Here is a 17847-nt window from a genome sequence, read left to right as displayed (position 1 = left end):
TGGCCCCATCATGCAGGGCCGGGGGTTCAGCCGTCCGCCCTGTCACGTGCTCGCCGGGGCGCGAGGAACAGCGCGGCGAGGACCGAACCGGCGGCCACCAGAAGGGAGTTGACGAGTACGGCGGTGGAGACTCCGGACAGGACCGCGTGCGGACCGGTCGCCCCGCCCATGCGGGCCGTGGCGATCGCGCTCATGACCGGGATGCCCAGGGTGATGCCGACCTGCTGGGTCATGGTCGCGAGGCCGGTGGCGAGTCCCTGCTCCTCGTCGGGCAGTCCGGACGTGGCCGTCACCATGAAGCCGACGATCACCAGCATGTTGCCGACTCCGCCGACGAACGTGGCCGCGAGGAGCAGCCAGATCCAGGACCCCGACGTGCCGAGCGCCACCAGGGCGAGCGTCGCGACGGCCTGGACGGCGCCGCCGACGACGATCGTGGTCCGGTTGCCGAGGCGTCCGACGGCGCGGCCGCCGAGCGTGCCGCCGATCACGGTGCCGAGCCCGAGGACGCCGAAGGCGAGCCCCGTGGCGAGCGGCGAGTAGCCGAGGACTTCCTGGAGGTAGAGCGTGAGCAGGAAGACGAGGGACGTCTCGGTGACGAAGGCGATGAGCCCGGCCGCGTTGCCCCAGATCACGGAGCGCCGCCCGAGGATGTGGAGCGGGACGAGGGGCGCGGTGGCCCGCTTCTCGACGAACCGGAAGGCGACGAGGAGCGCGGCGCCCGCGAGCAGTGCGGCCAGGGTCGTGGGGGCGCCCCAGCCGGTCTCGCCGGCCTGCGTGAGCCCGTAGACGAGGAGCAGGAGTCCGCCGGTGACGGTCGCGGCGCCGGGGATGTCGAGGCGCGGGCGGCGATCGGGGCGCGAGTCGGTGATGACGGACGGGGCGAGGGCGAGGACGAGAGCGGCGACGGGGACGTTGACGAAGAACGCCCAGCGCCAGGAGAGCAGGTCCGTGAGGAGTCCGCCGAGGATGGCGCCCGCGGTGAAGCCGGCGGACATCAGGGCGCCGTTGAGGCCGAGGGCGCGTTCGCGCAGCGGCCCTTCCTTGAAGGCGGTGGTCAGGAGGGCGAGCCCGGCCGGGGTGACGGCCGCGGTCGCGAGGCCCTGCAACACCCGTGCCACGAGGAGGACTTCGGGCGAGGTGGCGAGGCCGCCCAGGAGGGAGGAGGCGCCCAGGACGGCCATACCGGCGAGGAACAGCCGTTTGCGGCCCACGAGGTCGGCGACGCGGCCGAAGAGGAGTGTGAACCCGGCGGCGGCGAGCGCGAACGCCGTGGCGATCCACTGGAGACGGGAGAGCGAGAAGCCGAGCCCTTCGCCGACGACGGGCAGCGCGACGTTCAGGATCGAGAAGTCCACGGCGATCATGAACTGGGCGCCGAGGAGGAGGGTGAGGACGAACCTCTGGCGGGCGGTCATGCGCGGGGGTGGTGCGACGGCCGGGGCGGGGGCGGTCTGCGTGGACGCCGACATGGGGCACTCCTTAAATGGTTCTGCGTTCCCGTTAAGGCACGCCAAACGTAGCAGAGTGGAGCGCCTTAAGGGAACCGCAGTCCCATTACATTGCGGCGAGCACCTCGCGCACGTTGTCCCGCACCGTCTCCTGGGACCGCCGCGCCGACTCGTAGGCGGACCTGTGGCGCGCAATGTCCGCCCGCTGCACCTCGGACAGCACGGACCACCACACCCCGGCCGTGTTGTGCTCGCGCTTGCACTCGATGTCGGCGACGGCCGTGCCCCGCTCGCGACGCGAACGTGACGTGTTGCCGCCGTTTTCGCGCTGCCACGCCTTGTCGCGGAAGGCGTCGTCGGGGGTGCCGTACCGCTTGAACCCCTTGTCCACGACGCACTGCGACCAGGCCTTCAGTACCCGCCGCACGCGCTTGTCCTTCATGGCCGCCTGGTGCAGGACGGCCGACCGCTGCGGGACGTACGCCCACGTGCGGCGCAGATCCCGCACGCCGCGGTAGAGGCGCTTTTCCGCGCGGCCCAGGCAGCCCTGCTCGGGGACGCGCCTGCCGCGGATCGTCGACGGCCCGCCCACACGGTGCCCCCGGTAGACGTACGACTCCTCGGCCGTCATGACGCGCCCCGCGGGCTCGACCGGGACGGCCCGCTTCGGGTCCCAGCCGTACCCCCAGCGCCGCGCCTTCTCCAGGTCGAACTGCCCCGCGGAATCCTGGGCCACGGCCACCAGGGCGACCGCGCCGGTACCCGGGCTCTTCGGGTCGCGGGGGAAGTCGGCGAAGCCGAAGTCGCGCATGCAACGCTGGGCGAGGAGCATCTGGGCGCGGTGGAGCGTCCGGTACGCGTCGTCGTCATCGGCAGTCAACTCGTAGTGATGCAGAGGCAGTTCGGGCAGATCCTTCGCCTCTCGGACGATCGGGACACCGTCCGCGGTCCGCTGCCCTTCGGACGGCGTACCGTCGCACCCCGCCAGCAGGAACACCGTCATCGCCGCCGCCACGACCCCTACGGGGCCGCCCCCTCGCCGTACCCGCACCGAACCCCCTCGGCCGGCTCGCACCGGCCCGTCCCCGTCCGGGGGCGAGTCACCCCCGAATCCGAACGCCCGTCCGACTGACGGGCGGACCGAGGGGACTTTAGCGGACCCGCCCGCCGTCCCAGTCCCGCACCTCGGTGACGGCCTCCACCGGCAACGGCCCGTAGATGTGCGGGAATTCGTCGGCGCCGGGCTCCGGCGCCTCGAACCTGACCGGCGCCGGCACCCGCTCGCTGTCGATGACCAGGACCACGATTTCGTCGGGTCCGTCGTACGTGCCGTACAGGAAGTCGGCGACCCCCCGCAGCTGGTGCGCCAGCGAGCAGTGGATGAAGCCCTCCTCGGCGAGGGTCTTGCCGCGCGTGGACATCTCGTAGACGCCGGACGCGCGGGCCGCGTCCCACAGGGAACGCTCGGTGATGTGCAGGAGTTCGGTCATGCGCGACAACCTACGAGCCGATCGCTCGGGCGGGCATCGCATTTCGGCCGGGAGCGCACCTCACGAGAGCAGCGTTCTCGGCACCGCCCGGCAAAGAATCTAGCCGGGGAGCCCCGGCCTCTTCCTGCTGTACGTCCGCACGATCACGCCGTTGCCGAACGTCCGGTTCTCCTCCAGGGCGAACTCGCCGATCGCGAAGCCGGAGCCGAACATCGGCATGCCCGAGCCGAAGACCAGCGGATACGTCTTGATCACCAGCTCGTCCACCTCGTCGGCGAGCACACCGGCGAGCGTCGCGCCACCGCACAGCCAGATGCCGAACTCGCCGTCCTCCGCCTTGAGTTCGCGGATCTTCCCGACGACATCGTCGGCGACGATCTCCACGTTCGGGTCGGGGGACTTCTCGATCGAGCGCGCCGCCACGTACTCGCGCATGTGTCCGTACGGGCTGGTCAGGCCGGCATCGAGGCCGATCCGGTAGCTGGCCCGGCCCTGGATGACGGTGTCGAACCGCTTGTTGACCAGGTGCTCCAGGCCGAGGATCCGGCGGCCCTCCGCCGAGATGGTCTCGGGGTACTCGGTCGTGAGGAACCCGAGGAACTCCTCGTCCACGAAGGGCATGAAGGCGTTCGCGTCTCCGTCGGGGCCTCCGATGAAACCGTCGATCGACACGGCGACGAAGTACGTGAGCTTTCGCAAGTGGGTCTCTTTCCGCAGATGACAGGGGTGTTCGGGCGGGCCGTCGTACGGACCTCGGTGCCATGGCACCGCTCGAACAACTGCAGTTATAGTGCTTCACCTGTAGTGGTTGCAAGAGGTTTCGGGATTCCGGTCCGGTGGGCTCCCGGATCTCCGGTCAGAAGGAGCGCACAGATGGCACGGAACGCGGAGCGCAGGGTGGCCCTGGTGAACGCCGCGGTGGAGGTGCTCGCGGCCGAGGGCGCGCGGGGCCTGACCTTTCGCGCGGTGGACGCGGCGGCGGGCGTCCCCACGGGCACCTCGTCGAACTACTTCACCAGCCGGGACGACCTGCTGCACCAGATCGACGCATGGCTGCACGAGCGGCTGGCTCCGGACCCGGCGGTGGTCGCGGAACTCCTGGAGCGTCCGCGCGACCGCGATCTCGTCGCGGCGTTCATGCACGATCTGCTGGGCCGCGCGCAGCGCGACCGCACCGGCTATCTGGCCATGATGGAGATGCGCCTGGAGGCGGGACGCCGGCCAGAACTGCGCGCGTCCCTCATGAAGTCGCTCCGCGGCGACCTGGACTTCGGCATCTCGTTCCACACCGAGTCCGGGCTCCCCGGCGGCGCAGAGACGGTGACCGTGCTCTACCTCGCCACCCTGGGTCTCATCCTGGAACACCTGACGATGCCGGGGATGCTGGACGGCGCCGTACCCGGCGTGAGCGTCCCCGAGGGCCTCATGGACCGGATCGTCCGCACGATCGTGCCGCAGGAGTAGCCACACCCACCCCTGCGGCCATGGCTCAACTGCCTTGCGGATTACGCCACATGGGCCACATCGTCGGCCCGTCCGGCAGCGCGACCCCGTTGCCGGTGCACGCGAAGCCGAGCCGCTCGTACAGCACACGGCTACGGGCGCTGCTCGCCTCCAGATACGCCGCCACGCCCTCGCGGTCGCAGCGGTCGAGGACGGGCGCCATGAGCGCGGTACCGAGGCCCTGCCCCTGCCGCGCCGGGTCCACGGCGATCATCCACAGGTATTCGTGCGCGCGCTCGCGCGGGTGGGCCCCCGAGGTCAACCGGCCGATCTCCTCGACCCGTTCGTTGTCCGGGTCCACGGCAGCGCGCAGCTGCGCGGGACCGTCGTCGTCCTCGGCCTCGTCCTGGTTCTCGTCCCGGCCGGCCTGCCCGCCCGGCCGGGCCGGTATCGACAGCCAGAGCGCGGCCGCGGCGCCGTCCTCGGTGATGTCGACATATCCCTCGCTCAGCGAGATGTCGATGAAGGCCGCCATGAGAGCGGCGTGCCTGCGGCGGCGGTGCGCCAGGCCGGGGAAGACCCAGCCGCTCACCGGGTCGTCCATGAACGCCTCGTCGAGCAGCCGCACAAGATCCGCCCGGTCGTGTTCCGTCGCCCTTCGGATCGCCACGCCCATGGCCCCCGCCCCCTCACGTCGCGGCCCGCCTCAACGGGCCGTGTCCCTGCGCCGGTCGGCCGCCACACGCCGGCCCGCTGCAGCCTAGGCGATCGGTTCCGTACGCGCGTGTGGGCCCCGCACTCCTCCCGGAGTGCGGGGCCCACAGATCACTTCAACTCCCCTCCCCTGCGGATGATTTCCCCCCTAGTGGCTGCGTCTCGTCACGAACTCGGCGAGCGACAGCAGTCCGCCCGCGGCCTCCGGCGCCGGGACCGCCCGGGACAGCTGGTGCACCGCCCGGGACATCCGGTCGGCCGCGTGCAGCTGCGCCCAGTCGCGCCCCCCGGCGCGCTCGACGACCAGCGCCATGGCCTCCAGCTCCCCCTCCTTCGGCGGGCCGTCGTCCGGTCCCACCACCCCGTAGAGCGCGGCCAGTTCACCGGCTTCGGGCATGCCCGAGGCCAGCGCCGCCACCACCGGCAGCGACTTCTTGCGTACCGCCAGATCGGCGCCCGCCGCCTTGCCCGTACGGGCCGGATCCCCCCAGATCCCGATGACGTCGTCGATCAGCTGGAACGCGAGCCCGGCCTCCCGGCCGAACCCGTCGAGGGCCGCGACCTCCTCCTCCTCGGCCCCCGCGTACAACCCCCCGATCGCGCAGGCGCAGCCGAGTAGCGCGCCCGTCTTCGCCTCCGCCATCACGAGGCACTCGTCCAGCGTGACCTCGTCCGGTTCACGCCTCTCCAGGGCGACATCGGCGACCTGGCCCTCGCACAGCTCCACCACACAGGCCGCGATCCGGGCCGCCGCCGCCCGGGCCGCCGGGTGCGGATCCTCGGCGAGCAGCCGCTGCGCGAGCGCCTGGAGTGCGTCGCCCGCCAGGATCGCGTCGGCGTCCCCGAAGACGGTCCACGCGGTCGGCCGGTGCCTGCGCGTGGTGTCCCGGTCCATGAGGTCGTCGTGCAGGAGCGTGAAGTTGTGGACGAGCTCCACGGCCGCCGCCGCCCGCACCGCGAGCTCCGGAGCGCCCCCCAGCGCCCGCACCGCGGCGAGGACGAGCGCCGGCCTGATGGCCTTGCCCGCATGTCCCGTGGCCGCGGTGCCGTCCGCTTGCTCCCACCCGAAGTGGTAGCGCGCGATGCGGCGCAACGATCCGGGCAGGGTCTCTACGGCCCTGCGCAGCTCCGGGTCCACCTGCGCCCTGGCCTGCGCCAGGATCACCGCCGCTTCCTGGCCGTCCGCGGCCACCTCCGCGTCCTGTCCGCCCGGCTCCCCCTGCTGCTGCGGCACTATGGACTGCTTCGTCTGCGTCATGAGCTTCAACGCCACCTGCCGATCTCGACGTTCTCCAGGACGCCGAGCGCGTCCGGCACGAGCACCGCCGCCGAGTAGTACGTCGTCACCAGGTAGGAGATGATCGCCTGCTCGCTGATGCCCATGAACCGCACGGACAGGCTGGGCTCGATCTCGTCCGGGATGCCCGCCTGCTGGAGGCCGATGACTCCCTGCTCCTCCTCGCCGGTACGCATGCAGATGATCGACGTCGTGCGCGCGTCGGACACGGGGATCTTGTTGCTCGGGAAGATCGGCACCCCGCGCCAGGTCGGGATGCGGTTGCCCCCTACGTCGATGGACTCCGGGACGAGCCCGCGCCTGTTGCACTCGCGCCCGAAGGCGGCGATGGCACGCGGGTGGGCGAGGAACAGCTTCGACCCCCGGCGACGGCTGAGCAGCTCGTCCATGTCGTCCGGGCCGGGCACGCCGTCGTGCGGCTGGAGCCGCTGCTCGTACTCGCAGTTGTTGAGCAGGCCGAACTCCCGGTTGTTGATGAGCTCGTGCTCCTGGCGCTCCTTCAACGCCTCGACGGTGAGCCGGAGCTGATGCTCCGTCTGGTTCATCGGCTGGTTGTAGAGGTCCGCCACGCGCGAGTGGATGCGCAGGACGGTCTGGGCGACACTCAGCTCGTACTCACGCGGCGCCGAGTCGTAGTCGACGTACGTGCCCGGGAGCACCGCCTCACCGACGTGGCCCGCGGAGACGTCGATCTGCTTCTCGCCGAACTTGTTCGTCCGCTGCGCGGGGATGGTCCGCAGCGCTCCCAGGTGGCCGGCGAGGCTCTCGGAGCGTTCCGCGACCTGCTCCAGGTCCTGGCGCGGCAGGGTGAGCACGGTGCACGCGGTCACGGCGCGCGCCGTGTACTCCCAGATGGCGTCCGGGTCGAGCAGCGCCTGCTCGCCGAAGTACGCACCGTCGGCGAGGACCCCGAGGACCGCGTCGTCCCCGTAGGGGCCCGTGCCGACCTTCTCGACCCTGCCGTGGGCGAGGAGGAACACCTCGTCCGCGGAGCTGCCGAAGGAGGCGAGCAGGTCGCCCGGCGCGTACTCCCGCTGCCGGCACCGCACCGCGAGCTCTTCGAGCACCTCCTGGTCCCCGTAGTCCCGCAGCATCGGCAGTTCACCGAGCTCCGCGGGGATGACCCGCACCTGGTCTCCGGTCTTGACGAACGTCACGCGTCCGTCACCGACCGAGTAGCTGAGCCGCCGGTTCACCCGGTACGTGCCGCCCTGCACATTCACCCAGGGCAGCATCCGCAGCAGCCACCTGGAGCTGATCTCCTGCATCTGCGGCGCGGACTTGGTGGTGGTGGCCAGATTCCGCGCGGCGGATGTGCCGAGACTCTGCTGCGGCCCGGCCTGCTCCGTGCGGACTTCTTCGCCTACCGACATGAGCTTTGCCTCCCGATCAAGAACTGACCTGCGGCGACAACACTTCCACCACGCATCGTGGCCGCGCCATCACACAAACGAGCGGGGTTGGATGGGGGTGGACAGGGCACGATGCCCGTTTTTCCGGGTAGGGAACTTCCGCACGGCGGAACTTCAAGATCCCGGCGGGCGTTCAACCGGTACACCGAGGCACTGATGACGGGAGACGGCAATGACAGGCTTCCTGGACCGCGCCAAGGAACAGGCGCAGCGCGGGCTCACGCAGGGCAAGCAGAAGCTGGACGAGGTGCAGGCGCAGCGGGCGGGCGGCGACCTCCTGAAGAAGCTGGGCGCCGCGTACTACGCGGAGCGCAAGGGCGCCGGCACCCCCGAGGCGACGCAGGCCGCGCTCGGAGCCCTGGAGAATCACATCGCGGAACACGGGGACGGCTTCCTGCGGAGCTGAGGCCGCCCCGCCTCCTTCCCGGCCCGTACGCGCGCTTCCCCGGCCCGTAGGCGCCTCTTCGGCCGAATAGGCTCGCGATGACCGGAACGGCTCGCACGCGATGCGAACAAGTAGTTCCGGTGCGCCGGTTCGGGTACAAGCGGCGTACGAGACGGACGCGCACCGCTTCCGTCGCACCCGCGAAGGAGGCGGCCATGGCCCCACCCATGTCCGCGAGCAGTTTCCTGGACGCCCTCAAGCGTGAAGGCCTGACGGTGGTCGAGGTCGGCGACTGGAGACACCACAACCGCAACCACAAGGGACCCTGGGGCCCGGTGCACGGCGTGATGATCCATCACACCGTGACCTCGGGCAGCAAGCAGACCGTCGACCTCTGCCGGAACGGGCACGCGGACCTGCCGGGCCCGCTGTGCCACGGCGTCATCACGAAGGACGGCCGCGTCCACCTCGTCGGCTACGGCCGGGCCAATCACGCAGGTCTCGGCGACGACGACGTGCTGCGGGCGGTCATCGCGGAGAAGGCGCTGCCCCACGACAACGAGGCGAACACGGACGGCAACCGCCACTTCTACGGCTTCGAGTGCGAGAACCTCGGCGACGGCAAGGATCCATGGCCCGCCGCGCAGCTGGAGGCGATCGAGCGGGCGGCGGCCGCGGTGTGCCGCCGGCACGGCTGGACGGAGCGGTCGGTGATCGGCCACCTGGAGTGGCAGCCGGGCAAGGTCGACCCGCGCGGCTTCACGATGGCCTCGATGCGGGGGCGCATCCGCGACCGGCTCAAGTAGCCACCCTCCGGCACGCGGCCTGCGGCGATCCGCTTGCACAATGAGTGGGTGACTGTGCACCCCCGCCCGCGCCCGCTCCTGCACCCCCGGCTGCCCTCGCCGGTGGAGCCGGTCGCCGACGACCGGTTCCACCGTCACGGGGTGCGGCTCCTGGTCAAGCGCGACGACCTCATCCACCCTGACCTGCCCGGCAACAAGTGGCGCAAGCTTGCGCCCAACCTCGAAGCGGCGACCGCCGCGGGCCACGGCACGCTGCTCACGTTCGGCGGCGCTTTCTCCAACCACCTGCGCGCCACGGCCGCCGCGGGCCGTCTCCTCGGCCTGCGGACCATCGGCGTCGTCAGGGGCCAGGAACTGGCCGGGCAGCCCCTGAACGCCTCTCTCGCGCGCTGCGCGGACGACGGCATGCGTCTCCACTTCGTCGACCGGACGACGTACCGGGAGAAGCGGGATCCGGCCACGCTCGCCCGCATCCTGCGTGAGGTGGCGCCGTCCGACGGGCCGTGGGAGCCGCCCTACGTCGTCCCCGAGGGCGGCAGCAACGCCGAGGCCGTGCGCGGCTGCGCGGCGCTCGGGCGGGAACTGCGCGGCGCCGCCGACGTGGTGGGCGTCGCCTGCGGCACCGGCGGCACGCTCGCCGGTCTCGCCGCCGGACTCGGCGAGGGGCAGCGGGCGCTCGGCATACCCGTCCTCAAGGGCGGCTTCCTCGGCGACGAGATACGCGCCCTCCAGGAGGCCGCGTTCGGCGGGCGGCAGGGCGACTGGTCCTTGGACGAGCACTTCCACTGCGGCGGCTACGGCCGCACCACCCCCGCCCTCCTCGCTTTCGCCGAGGACTTCGAACAGCGCCACGGCCTGCCCCTGGAGCGCCTCTACGTGGCCAAATTGCTGTTCGGGCTGCTCGCCCTCACCGAGGAGGGCGCGTTCGAGCCGGGCACCCGGCTCATGGCCGTCGTCACGGGACCGCCCTCTCCGTAGCGGACGGTCAGTCGTCGACCTCCCGGTAAGCGGCAGCCTCCTCCAGGTCGAGCTTGCGCAGCAGCGTGCGCATCATCTCGTCGTCGATCCGCCGCTCATCCCGCATCCGTACGAAGACCTCGCGCTCGGCCGCGATGGCCTCCCGCGTGAGCCTGCGGTAGGTGTCGTCGGCGGACTCCCCCGTCACCGGGTTGGCATGGCCGAGCCGCTCCCACACGGAGTTGCGGCGGCGCTCGAGCACGGTCCGCAGCCGGTCCTCGAGCGGCTCGGGCAGACAGTTGCGCTCGTCCTCCATCAGCGCGTCCACGCGCTCCTCGGCGGCCTGCGAGGCGGCGTTCTGCGCCTGCGCCTCGGCGAGCGTCTCGGCCTGCGCATCGCGCCCCGGCAGCTTCAGGATCCTGATCAGCCAGGGCAGCGAGAGCCCCTGCACGACGAGGGTGCCGATGACGGTCGTGAACGTCAGGAAGAGGACCAGGTTGCGGGCGGGGAAAGGGCTCCCGTCGTCGAGGAACACCGGGATCGAGAAGGCGATCGCCAGCGACACGACGCCGCGCATCCCGGCCCAGCTCACGATGAGCGGCCGCCGCCAGTCGCTGTCCTGCTCCCGCTCCCTGATCCGCTTCGACAGGCACCAGGGCAGATAGGTCGCCGGATACGACCACACGAACCGCATCACCACGACGAGGACGAAGACCGCGACGGCGTACGCGAGGGCCTCCCCGACGCTGTACTCGCCGAGGTCCTTCAGGACGACGGGCAGCTGGAGTCCGATGAGAGCGAAGACCGCCGACTCCAGGATGAAGGCGACCACCTTCCACACGGCGGCCTCCTGGAGCCGCGTCTCGAAGTCGACCTGCCAGGAGCGGTGCCCCAGGTACAGGGCGACCGTGACCACGGCCAGCACTCCGGAAGCACCGACCTGCTCGGCGGCCGCGTAGGCGACGAAAGGGATGAGCAGGGAGAGGGTGTTCTGGAGGACCGCTTCCTTCAGGTGCGTGCGCAGCCAGTGCAGCGGCACCATCAGGACCAGGCCGACGCCGACCCCGCCGACCGCCGCCACCAGGAACTCCCTGATCCCGCCCGCCCAGCTCGCGCCCTCCCCGACCGCGGCGGCCAGCGCCACCTTGTAGGCGGTGATCGCGGTGGCGTCGTTCACCAGGGACTCGCCCTGGAGGATCGTCGTGATCCGCGCGGGCAGCCCCACCTTGCGCGCGATGGCGGTCGCGGCCACCGCGTCCGGCGGGGCGATCACGGCGCCGAGGACGAGCGCGGCCGTCAGCGGCAGGTCGGGGATCAGCTCGTACGCGAGCCAGCCGACGGCGACGGTCGCGAACAGCACGTACCCGACGGAGAGCAGCGCGACCGGCCTGACGTTGGCCCGCAGGTCGAGGTACGAGCTGTCCAGGGCCGCGGTGTGCAGCAGCGGCGGCAGGATGAGCGGCAGCACGATGTGCGGGTCGAGCGTGTACTGCGGCACCCCGGGCAGGTACGAGGCCACGAGCCCCACCGCCACGAGCAGCAGCGGCGCGGGCACCGGGGTCCGGCGCGCGGCCCCCGCGACCGCCGCACTCGCCGCGATCAGTCCCACCAGGGGCACTACGTCCATCAGCCCGTCCCTCCGCCGTCCGCCATGCCGCCGCCCGTCGTAACCTGGCCATCATGAACGAGTGCCCGCACGTCGACGCGCTGCCGCACCCCGAGCCCGCGCCCCTCAGCGACACCTGCCTGGAGTGCCTCGCGGCCGGCAGCCACCCCGTGCAGCTGCGGCTCTGTCTGGAATGCGGGCATGTGGGCTGCTGCGACTCCTCGCCCCTCAAACACGCGACGCAGCACTTCAAGGCCTCGGGCCACGCGGTGATCCGGACGTTCGAGCCCGGCGAGAGCTGGCGCTGGTGCTTCGTGGACAACCTGCTCGTCTGAGGACCGCACCGGTTTGCGGTTCGACCGGGCAAGGCCTGGGTACGTCAACCCGGCGCCCGCTCTTTCCAATTGAGCCCACACACCCTCTAGCCACTGTCCGTACTCATAGGCTTACTATGAGTGACACCAACGGGCCGGGGGTCCCCGGGACAGAAGACTTGGGCGCGCGGTAGCGTCACCGCTGAACACATAGCGCGTCACCCGGGGGACGTATCCTCCGGAGCCCGAAAGTGCTTGTACCACCATGGAGGTGAGGGTGTCCCAGATCGCAGGCGAGCCCGGGAATCAGGACTTCGTAGAAGTCCGGCTGCCGGCTGCGGGTGCCTACCTGTCGGTGCTGCGGACGGCCACGGCCGGCCTCGCGGCGCGTTTGGACTTCACCCTCGACGAGATCGAGGACCTCCGCATCGCGGTCGACGAGGCGTGCGCGATCCTGCTCCAGCAGGCTGTGCCCGGTTCGGTACTCAGCTGCATCTTCCGGCTCGTCGACGACTCGCTGGAGGTGACGGTCTCGGCGCCCACCACCGACGGCCGCGCCCCGGAGCGCGACACCTTCGCCTGGACGGTGCTGTCGGCCCTCGCGGGCAAGGTGGACTCCACGGTCGCCGACGACAAGACCGTCTCGATCAGCCTCTACAAACAGCGCGGCGCGGGTCCCGGGCCGGCGTGACGAACGGGGACGGGCCGGTGCGGGACGAGAAGCACGGCACACAGGACCTCCCGGCCGACGGCGGGGACGGGATGCGGCGGCTTGCCGGCGGCATCCCCGAACAGCAGGCCCGGCCACACCCCGAGGACCCCGCGGACTCCGCGGACCTCGAACGGCCGGGTCCGCCGGCGGTGGCCGATGCGTCGGAGCAGGCAGAGCCGGCCGGCGGAGAGAAGATCTCTGCAGGACCGGACGCGCGACGGGCGGGATGGATGAGCGAGCACGAGCGACACGGTGACCAGCAGCGCACCCGCGATCCGCGGGACCGCAGCGGCGCACGGCTGATGTTCATCGAGCTGCGCACCCTGCAGGACGGCAGCCCGGAGTACGCGGACCTGCGCAATCAGCTGGTCCGCATGCACCTGCCGCTCGTCGAGCACCTGGCCCGCCGCTTCCGCAACCGCGGCGAGCCGCTCGACGACCTGACCCAGGTCGCCACGATCGGCCTGATCAAGTCGGTGGACCGCTTCGACCCGGAGCGCGGCGTGGAGTTCTCCACGTACGCGACGCCGACGGTCGTCGGTGAGATCAAGCGGCACTTCCGCGACAAGGGCTGGGCCGTGCGCGTCCCGCGGCGGCTTCAGGAGCTGCGTCTCGCGCTGACGACGGCGACGGCCGAGCTGTCCCAGCTGCACGGCCGCTCCCCCACGGTCCACGAGCTCGCCGAGAAGCTGGCGATCTCGGAGGAGGAGGTTCTGGAGGGCCTGGAGTCGGCCAACGCGTACTCCACGCTGTCCCTGGACGTCCCCGACACGGACGACGAGTCGCCCGCCGTGGCGGACACCCTGGGATCCGAGGACGAGGCCCTTGAGGGCGTCGAGTACCGGGAGTCCCTCAAGCCGCTCCTGGAGGATCTGCCGCCGCGCGAGAAGCGGATCCTGCTCCTGCGCTTCTTCGGGAACATGACGCAGTCACAGATCGCGCAGGAGGTCGGCATCTCCCAGATGCACGTCTCCCGCCTGCTGGCCCGCACCCTGGCCCAGCTCAGGGAGAAGCTCCTCGTCGAGGAGTGAGACCCAAGGCGTACGGGCCGGCTACTTCTGGTTCTGTACGTCGCCGGGAGCGCCCGGGGTCCTGATGCCGAGCGCCCGGGTGGTGGCCGGGTTCACCAGGAGCACCAGGGCCGTCACCGCGACGACGGCGAGCGCGATCCCGCCGGGGATCATCACGCTGTCGGCCTGGAGCAGCGTGTAGGCGACCGGGAGCGCCATGATCTGCGTGATGATCGCGGGCCCCCGGCTCCAGCCGCGCCGCTTCAGCAGGCCGCGCGCCGCGATCAGTGGCAGCAGCGCGAGGACGGCGAGCGTGACGCCGCCGGTCACGGCCGTCTCGGAGTTGTCGGGGTGACCCGCGAGGCCCATGACGAGCATGTAGACGCCGCCGACGAGCAGGGCGGCCCCCTCGAGCCCGGCCAGCGCGGCGGCCGCGGTCAGCCGGCCGGGGCGCGGTCCGTCGTCGGTGGTCGCGGCGTCATCGGGGCTGGGGTTCTGCTCAGAGGTCACCCAAGCAGGGTAGCCCTCGGCGGATGCCTCCCGGCCGCCCCGGGTGGGGCCGACGGGACCCCCGGTTTCTTACCCGACTCCTACCTCGGTCTGGGCCGAGTACCACCCGGTAGGTACCCTGCAACCCATGCGTGCACTTCTCGTGGTCAATCCGGCGGCAACCACCACCAGTGCGCGTACGCGTGACGTGCTGATCCACGCGCTCGCGAGCGAGATGAAGCTCGAGGCCATCACCACGGAGTACCGCGGGCACGCCCGGGACCTCGGCCGGCAGGCCGCGGAGAGCAAGGACATCGACCTGGTCGTGGCCCTCGGCGGCGACGGCACGGTCAACGAGGTCGTGAACGGCCTGCTGCACGACGGCCCCGACCTGGACCGCCTCCCTCTCCTCGCCGTCGTCCCCGGCGGCTCCACGAACGTCTTCGCGCGCGCCCTCGGCCTGCCGAACGACGCGGTGGAGGCGACGGGCGCCCTGCTCGACGCCCTGCGCGAGGGCCGGGAGCGCACGGTGGGGCTTGGGCTCGCGGCCGGTACGCCGGGCACGGAGGACGAGGCCGTCCCGTCCCGGTGGTTCACGTTCTGTGCCGGTCTCGGCTTCGACGGAGGTGTCATCGGCCGGGTCGAACAGCAACGCGAGCGCGGGAAGCGTTCCACACACGCGCTCTATTTGCGTCAGGTCGTACGTCAGTTCCTCGGCGAGCACGACCGGCGACACGGCGGGATCACACTGGACCGGCCGGGTGAGAACCCCGTCACCGATCTGGTCCTGTCCATAGTCTGCAATACCTCCCCATGGTCATATCTGGGGAACAGGCCGCTCTACGCGTCCCCTCAGGCGTCCTTCGACACCGGCCTTGACGTGCTCGGACTCAAGAAATTGTCCGCCCCTTCGGTGGCCCGTTACGGCACCCAGCTGCTCACCTCGTCGCCCGACCGGGGACCCCATGGGAAGAACGCCGTCACCCTGCACGACCTGACCGACTTCACCTTGCAATCGAAGGCTCCCCTGCCCCTCCAGATGGACGGTGACCACCTGGGGCTGCGGACGAGCGTGACGTTCACAGGCGTACGCCGTGCACTGCGTGTGATTGTGTGAGTGGAAGAGCCCAAAGTCCTTTATCTCGAACGTTTGGGCCAGGATCCACCCCATGGAAGTACGGCTGTGACCTAGCCGACACCGAGGAATCAAAAAAAACTTTCCTGAAGGGGTTGTATCCGCCGCCGAGGTTTGCGAATCTCTACATGGCGCTCGGGACGGCCCGCAACATCGGCCCCACAGAGAGCCCGAACCCCCTCCTCAACACACAGGACATCGTCGCAGATGTGACGAAAGTCCCTTCCGTTGTCAGGGGATTCGTGAAAGCGTTCACATTCACAAGCAACCCGCACGTAATACCAAGGAGAGGTAGCAGCCATGGACTGGCGTCACAACGCCGTTTGCCGCGAGGAAGACCCGGAGCTCTTCTTCCCCATCGGCAACACCGGTCCTGCGCTGCTGCAGATCGAGGAAGCCAAGGCCGTCTGCCGCCGCTGCCCCGTCATGGAGCAGTGCCTGCAGTGGGCGCTCGAGTCCGGCCAGGACTCCGGCGTCTGGGGTGGCCTCAGCGAGGACGAGCGCCGCGCAATGAAGCGTCGCGCCGCCCGCAACCGTGCTCGCCAGGCCAGCGCCTGACGTTCACGCCCCCCACGAGCCTGAGCCCGGCGGCGCGTACAGCGAGTACGCAACTCCCGCCCCCGAGCCGCAGCGCGCAGTACCCCCGATGCTCCACCCAGGCTCAGCCCGGGATGTAGACCCGGGCAACGCGAACAGTGAGCCCCGGACCCAACGGTCCGGGGCTCACTGGCGTTTGCGGGTGTGTCGATTGCTCGCGCGGCGCCCTGCGGCGCCGGGCCGGCTACTTGTCCGAGGTCACCGGGATGTCGAGGACGACCCGGGTGCCGCGGCCGGGCGCCGGGACCATGTCGAACGATCCGCTCAACTCGCCCTCGACCAGGGTGCGTACGATCTGCAGGCCCAGGTTGCCGGCGCGCTTCGGGTCGAAGCCCTCGGGCAGGCCGACGCCGTCGTCGGTGACGGTGATCAGCAGGCGGGCGTCCTTGGTGGTGCCGCCGCGCACCGCGGAGACCTCGACCGTGCCGGTGTCGCCCTGCCGGAAGCCGTGTTCCAGGGCGTTCTGCAGGACCTCGGTGAGGACCATCGACAGCGGGGTGGCGACCTCGGCGTCCAGGATGCCGAACCGGCCGGTGCGCCGGCCCGTGACCGCCCCGGGCGAGATCTCCGCGACCATGGCGAGCACCCGGTCGGCGATCTCGTCGAACTCCACGCGCTCGTCGAGGTTCTGGGAGAGCGTCTCGTGGACGATGGCGATGGAGCCGACGCGGCGCACCGCTTCCTCCAGCGCCTCGCGGCCGCTGTCGGAGTCGATGCGGCGGGCCTGGAGGCGCAGCAGGGCCGCGACGGTCTGGAGATTGTTCTTCACCCGGTGGTGGATCTCCCGGATGGTCGCGTCCTTGGTGATCAACTCACGCTCGCGGCGGCGCAGTTCGGTGACGTCGCGGAGCAGGACGAGCGAACCGATGCGGGTGCCCTTGGGCTTGAGGGGGATCGCGCGGAGCTGGATCGACCCCTCCTCCCCCTCGATCTCGAACTCGCGCGGTGCCCAGCCGCTGGCGACCTTGGCGAGGGCCTCGTCCACGGGGCCGCGCGACGGGGCGAGTTCGGCCGTCGTCGTGCCGAGGTGGTGCCCGACGAGGTCGGCGGAGAAGCCGAGCCGGTGGTAGGCCGAGAGCGCGTTCGGGGACGCGTACTGGACGACACCGTCGGCGTCGAGCCGGATGAGGCCGTCGCCGACGCGTGGGGAAGCGTCCATGTCTACCTGCTGGCCCGGGAACGGGAAGGACCCGGCCGCGATCATCTGGGCGAGGTCGGAGGCCGACTGGAGGTAGGTCAGTTCGAGGCGGGAGGGGGTACGGACCGTGAGCAGGTTCGTGTTGCGGGCGATCACGCCCAGTACGCGGCCCTCCCTGCGCACGGGGATGGACTCGACCCGTACGGGGACCTCCTCGCGCCACTCGGGGTCGCCCTCGCGGACGATGCGGCCCTCGTCGAGGGCGGCGTCCAGGAGGGGGCGGCGGCCTCGCGGGACGAGGTGGCCGACCATGTCGTCCTGGTACGAGGTGGGGCCGGTGTTGGGCCGCATCTGCGCCACGGAGACGTAGCGGGTGCCGTCGAGCGTGGGGACCCACAGCACGAGGTCGGCGAAGGAGAGGTCGGAGAGCAGCTGCCACTCCGAGACCAGCAGGTGCAGCCACTCGAGGTCGGTGTCACCGAGGGCCGTGTGCTGGCGTACGAGATCGTTCATGGAGGGCACGGAGCCGAGGGTACCTGGCGGGTCCGGGCCCAGGTTCTTTCGTTTGGATCACAGACACCCGCGGGCCGCGGCGCCTGGGAGGGACCCTCAGCCCGCCCGGCACCGCAGCCCGGAGTTGCAACAGCCGTCGGGTGTGCGGTCCCGGCCGGCCATGTGAGGACCCGCCGCAGTCAGGGCAGAGAGCGTCGGCTCCTCGGTCCGTCCTCCTGTGCGGGGAGGGCGGAGGCTTTACCATCGCATTGTGGACTAGACCATTCTGTCATGTCTACGCGTTGGACGATGTTTGTTGTTGTCTCTTCGCACCCGCTCCCGCGGCGGTCGCCGCGGGCCGGGCCGCCCTGCACAGGGTGCCAGAGCCGTCGCGTCCGT

19 protein-coding genes are annotated in these 17847 nt (G+C 70.9%); 9 read left to right on the top strand and 10 right to left on the bottom strand.

The genetic code is table 11. The features are described 5' to 3' along the window. Positions 1 to 26 precede the first annotated feature (26 nt). From AC07EJ_RS08585 to AC07EJ_RS08570, 4 genes are all read right to left on the bottom strand, one after another. Positions 27 to 1418 (bottom strand): MFS transporter, encoded by a 1392-nt coding sequence (locus AC07EJ_RS08585; RefSeq protein WP_478884051.1) that lies wholly within the window; start codon positions 1416 to 1418, stop codon positions 27 to 29. Between the two features lie 139 nt (positions 1419 to 1557). Beyond that, complete coding sequence (locus AC07EJ_RS08580) at positions 1558 to 2502, bottom strand: hypothetical protein (RefSeq protein ID WP_478883977.1); 945 nt, start codon at positions 2500 to 2502, stop codon at positions 1558 to 1560. A 100-nt stretch (positions 2503 to 2602) separates the two neighbouring features. Next, on the bottom strand, positions 2603 to 2941 hold the full coding sequence (locus AC07EJ_RS08575; RefSeq protein WP_389478099.1) for a DUF952 domain-containing protein: 339 nt from the start codon (positions 2939 to 2941) through the stop codon (positions 2603 to 2605). Positions 2942 to 3040: 99 nt separating this feature from the next. Next, positions 3041 to 3640, bottom strand: coding sequence for a dihydrofolate reductase family protein (locus AC07EJ_RS08570; RefSeq protein WP_389478098.1), 600 nt, complete (start codon positions 3638 to 3640; stop codon positions 3041 to 3043). 174 nt (positions 3641 to 3814) lie between these two features. Here AC07EJ_RS08570 and AC07EJ_RS08565 point away from each other — a divergent pair, with 174 nt between their 5' ends. Continuing rightward, on the top strand, positions 3815 to 4405 hold the full coding sequence (locus AC07EJ_RS08565) for a TetR/AcrR family transcriptional regulator (protein WP_389478096.1): 591 nt from the start codon (positions 3815 to 3817) through the stop codon (positions 4403 to 4405). A 25-nt stretch (positions 4406 to 4430) separates the two neighbouring features. Here the strand turns inward: AC07EJ_RS08565 and AC07EJ_RS08560 are convergent, their stop codons facing one another. The 3 genes from AC07EJ_RS08560 to AC07EJ_RS08550 form a co-directional block, all read right to left on the bottom strand. Then, positions 4431 to 5060: a GNAT family N-acetyltransferase gene (locus tag AC07EJ_RS08560; protein WP_389478095.1), complete on the bottom strand. Its 630-nt coding sequence runs from the start codon at positions 5058 to 5060 to the stop codon at positions 4431 to 4433. Positions 5061 to 5246: 186 nt separating this feature from the next. Beyond that, positions 5247 to 6356 carry a family 2 encapsulin nanocompartment cargo protein polyprenyl transferase gene (locus tag AC07EJ_RS08555; RefSeq protein ID WP_389478649.1) on the bottom strand — a complete coding sequence of 370 codons (1110 nt, stop codon included), beginning with the start codon at positions 6354 to 6356 and terminating at the stop codon, positions 5247 to 5249. Positions 6357 to 6361: 5 nt separating this feature from the next. After that, positions 6362 to 7768 (bottom strand): family 2B encapsulin nanocompartment shell protein, encoded by a 1407-nt coding sequence (locus AC07EJ_RS08550; RefSeq protein WP_393582397.1) that lies wholly within the window; start codon positions 7766 to 7768, stop codon positions 6362 to 6364. A 211-nt stretch (positions 7769 to 7979) separates the two neighbouring features. Between AC07EJ_RS08550 and AC07EJ_RS08545 the strand changes: the two genes are divergently transcribed. From AC07EJ_RS08545 to AC07EJ_RS08535, 3 genes are all read left to right on the top strand, one after another. Continuing rightward, on the top strand, positions 7980 to 8213 hold the full coding sequence (locus AC07EJ_RS08545) for a hypothetical protein (RefSeq protein ID WP_389478647.1): 234 nt from the start codon (positions 7980 to 7982) through the stop codon (positions 8211 to 8213). A 194-nt stretch (positions 8214 to 8407) separates the two neighbouring features. Then, on the top strand, positions 8408 to 8998 hold the full coding sequence (locus AC07EJ_RS08540) for an N-acetylmuramoyl-L-alanine amidase (RefSeq protein WP_389478646.1): 591 nt from the start codon (positions 8408 to 8410) through the stop codon (positions 8996 to 8998). A gap of 48 nt (positions 8999 to 9046) precedes the next feature. Then, positions 9047 to 9976, top strand: coding sequence for a 1-aminocyclopropane-1-carboxylate deaminase/D-cysteine desulfhydrase (locus AC07EJ_RS08535; RefSeq protein ID WP_389478645.1), 930 nt, complete (start codon positions 9047 to 9049; stop codon positions 9974 to 9976). Between the two features lie 7 nt (positions 9977 to 9983). On the opposite strand, the gene AC07EJ_RS08530 is transcribed toward AC07EJ_RS08535, so the two are convergent. Beyond that, the gene (locus AC07EJ_RS08530; protein WP_389478644.1) at positions 9984 to 11582 is read right to left on the bottom strand and encodes a Na+/H+ antiporter; all 1599 of its coding nucleotides are present in this window, start codon (positions 11580 to 11582) and stop codon (positions 9984 to 9986) included. 53 nt (positions 11583 to 11635) lie between these two features. On the opposite strand from AC07EJ_RS08530, the gene AC07EJ_RS08525 reads away from it, so the two are divergent. The 3 genes from AC07EJ_RS08525 (at position 11636) to AC07EJ_RS08515 (ending at position 13618) form a co-directional block, all read left to right on the top strand. Next, positions 11636 to 11896 carry a UBP-type zinc finger domain-containing protein gene (locus AC07EJ_RS08525; RefSeq protein ID WP_383887029.1) on the top strand — a complete coding sequence of 87 codons (261 nt, stop codon included), beginning with the start codon at positions 11636 to 11638 and terminating at the stop codon, positions 11894 to 11896. Positions 11897 to 12152: 256 nt separating this feature from the next. Next, the gene (locus AC07EJ_RS08520; protein ID WP_362903918.1) at positions 12153 to 12566 is read left to right on the top strand and encodes an ATP-binding protein; all 414 of its coding nucleotides are present in this window, start codon (positions 12153 to 12155) and stop codon (positions 12564 to 12566) included. Further along, entirely contained in the window at positions 12563 to 13618 is a 1056-nt protein-coding gene (locus AC07EJ_RS08515) for an RNA polymerase sigma factor SigF (protein ID WP_478883976.1), read from the top strand. The genes AC07EJ_RS08520 and AC07EJ_RS08515 overlap by 4 nt, the downstream gene beginning before the upstream one ends. A 21-nt stretch (positions 13619 to 13639) precedes the next feature. Here the strand turns inward: AC07EJ_RS08515 and AC07EJ_RS08510 are convergent, their stop codons facing one another. Next, positions 13640 to 14107: a hypothetical protein gene (locus AC07EJ_RS08510; protein ID WP_389478642.1), complete on the bottom strand. Its 468-nt coding sequence runs from the start codon at positions 14105 to 14107 to the stop codon at positions 13640 to 13642. Positions 14108 to 14234: 127 nt separating this feature from the next. Between AC07EJ_RS08510 and AC07EJ_RS08505 the strand changes: the two genes are divergently transcribed. Continuing rightward, complete coding sequence (locus AC07EJ_RS08505; protein ID WP_389478641.1) at positions 14235 to 15203, top strand: diacylglycerol/lipid kinase family protein; 969 nt, start codon at positions 14235 to 14237, stop codon at positions 15201 to 15203. A 318-nt stretch (positions 15204 to 15521) separates the two neighbouring features. Beyond that, on the top strand, positions 15522 to 15779 hold the full coding sequence (locus tag AC07EJ_RS08500) for a WhiB family transcriptional regulator (RefSeq protein ID WP_016639615.1): 258 nt from the start codon (positions 15522 to 15524) through the stop codon (positions 15777 to 15779). A gap of 223 nt (positions 15780 to 16002) precedes the next feature. Here AC07EJ_RS08500 and AC07EJ_RS08495 read toward each other — a convergent pair whose 3' ends face one another. Further along, positions 16003 to 17469, bottom strand: a complete 1467-nt coding sequence (locus AC07EJ_RS08495) for a sensor histidine kinase (RefSeq protein WP_389478661.1) — start codon at positions 17467 to 17469, stop codon at positions 16003 to 16005. Positions 17470 to 17847: the final 378 nt, after the last annotated feature.

This window comes from Streptomyces sp. NPDC045026 (genome assembly GCF_056432625.1).
Note: the sequence above shows the minus strand (reverse complement) of the source record. Positions and strands in the feature narration are given on the sequence as shown.